Raw genomic sequence first — 2,185 nt, 5'->3', positions numbered from 1 at the left:
CCTGGCGTGTTGCGGCTTGCTTCCAGACGCACGAAACGCTCCAGCACATGCTGGCGCTGGTCTTCGGGAATGCCGGGACCATGATCCGTAACGGAGAGCGCAACACTCTTCACGCCGCGCGACATCTCCGGCACGGCGGCGATTTCGATTGTACGCGGCCCTTCAGGGTCAGTCGGCAAGCCATGCTTGATCGCATTGTCGAGCAGATTGGCGACCGCCTGAGACAGCAATTCGCGCGTACCCCAGATCATCAGCTTTTCCGGCACATCAAGCGAAAGCTTGATGTCGTGTTCTTCCGCCAGCGGTTCATAAAGCTCAGCGGCATCATGCAGTGTCGTACTCAGATCAACCCAGGACATGGAATCGCGCAGCGAGCCTGCCTCTGCGCGCGCGATCATCAGCAGTGCATTGAAAGTGCCAAGCAGATTATCTGCTTCCGCAATCGTCTTTTCGAGTGCAAGCCGGTAGTCATCGGCGGATGCTTCCTGCATCAGCGTCACTTCAAGGCGGTTACGCAACCGGTTGAGGGGGCTTCGCAGATCATGGGCGATGTTGTCCGTCACCTGTCTCATGCCGGTCATCAGCGCCTCGATCTGGTCGAGCATCGCGTTGAGGTTGCGGCCAAGCTGATCGAGTTCATCACCCGTTCCTGCAATCGGCAGGCGCTGCGAAAGATCGCCGCCCATAATGTCGAGGCTCGAGCGATTGATTTCGTCCACGCGCGCCAGCATGTTGCGGCTCATGAAGAGACCGCCAACAAGCCCCAGCGCCACGGTCAGCCCGATCGCCCAGATCAGCGCATTGGTGATGAGATTTTCGATCTCGCGCCGCTCCTGCACGTCGCGGCCCACGAGAAGATAGAAGCCTTCCTGCAGATAGAAGGCGCGTGCGCGCGCGGCCTTCACCTCCGTCCCGTCCAGCGTCTTGCGATTATAGTCGAAGTCGAACCAGCCATCCGGCCCCGGCTCCACCTGCGGGCGCGCATCAAGCGTGCCTGCAAGCACACGGCCTGCGGGATCGAGAACGAGATAGAGGCTTGATCCGGGATCGCGCGAACGCTGGATAACGGTGTGGACGAGAAGCGGCAAGCCGCCCTGCCGGTATTGTTCGGCAAGGCCGCCAATTTCCGCTTCCACCGCTTCGTCGGTCTGGCGCGCAAGAAAGCCTGCCGTGTTCCAATAGACATAGGCAAGCAGCGTGATCGCGGAAGCGGCGAAGAGTGCGAGATAGATAACCGCGAGGCGGAAGGTCGAGGTGCGAAGAAGGTTCGAGACTGTCGTCTGGGGCTGGTTCATGGGCGGCATATGGCCGGACCGGTCGCGGTAGCGAAGCGATTGACTCTCGCGGCGCGGCGCATGGTCCTCCCCCTTTCCTCGCCCGGCCGCCTAATCTGCGGCCCGCAGCGAGTATCCCGCACCGCGCACCGTGTGCAAGAGCGGCTGCTCGAAATTCTTGTCGATCTTCGCCCGAAGCCGCGAAATATGCACGTCGATCACATTGGTTTGCGGGTCGAAATGATATTCCCAGACATTTTCGAGCAGCATGGTGCGCGTCACCACCTGGCCTGCATGTTTCATCAGATACTCAAGCAGGCGGAATTCGCGCGGCTGAAGATCGATCTCCTGCCCGTCCCGCGTCACCTTGCGGGCCAGCAGGTCGATTTCGAGATCACCCACCTGTAGCCGCGTGCGCACCTGATCGGGGTTGGAGCGGCGCACCAGCACCTCTATGCGCGCGAGCAGTTCTGCAAAGGCATAGGGCTTGGTCAGATAGTCGTCACCGCCTGCCTTCAGCCCCTTGATGCGATCATCCACTTCGCCAAGGGCGGAGAGGAACAGCACGGGCGTGCGAACGCCTTCCTCGCGCAGCGTCTCGACAACGCTGAGGCCGTCGCGCTTGGGCAGCATCCGGTCCACGATCATCACGTCGAATGTGCTGGAAAGGGCGAGCGTCAGTCCCTCCTCGCCATCGGCAGCATGGTCCACGATGTGTCCGCTCTCGCGCAGGCCTTTCACCACATAGGCCGCCGCTTCCAGATCATCCTCGATCACCAGAATGCGCATCGTCTCATCGCCTCCGTACTGCCGTCAGATGGACGGGCGGGGTGGCTCGCGCCGCGCCGGTGCCGCGGGGGATGAGCCCCGGCAGGCGCGAGCCCGCGGTCCTTTCACCCAAAGGGGTCGGG

The 2,185-nt window shown here is 61.8% G+C and carries 2 protein-coding genes; both read right to left on the bottom strand.

From position 1 onward, the window contains the following. Positions 1 to 1,295: ATP-binding protein (locus tag WBF74_RS10215; protein ID WP_424439098.1), on the bottom strand; the 1,295-nt coding region annotated here is incomplete at its 3' end. 90 nt (positions 1,296 to 1,385) lie between these two features. Then, complete coding sequence (locus WBF74_RS10210; RefSeq protein WP_424439095.1) at positions 1,386 to 2,063, bottom strand: winged helix-turn-helix domain-containing protein; 678 nt, start codon at positions 2,061 to 2,063, stop codon at positions 1,386 to 1,388. Positions 2,064 to 2,185 lie beyond the last annotated feature (122 nt).

Source organism: Parvibaculum sp., from assembly GCF_049672805.1.
Classification (GTDB): domain Bacteria; phylum Pseudomonadota; class Alphaproteobacteria; order Parvibaculales; family Parvibaculaceae; genus Parvibaculum.
Note: the sequence above shows the minus strand (reverse complement) of the source record. Positions and strands in the feature narration are given on the sequence as shown.

Excerpts from the sequence above, each read along its gene's own strand:
- WBF74_RS10210 (WP_424439095.1), bottom strand. The coding sequence starts at position 2,063 with ATGCGCATTCTGGTGATCGAGGATGATCTGGAAGCGGCGGCCTATGTG.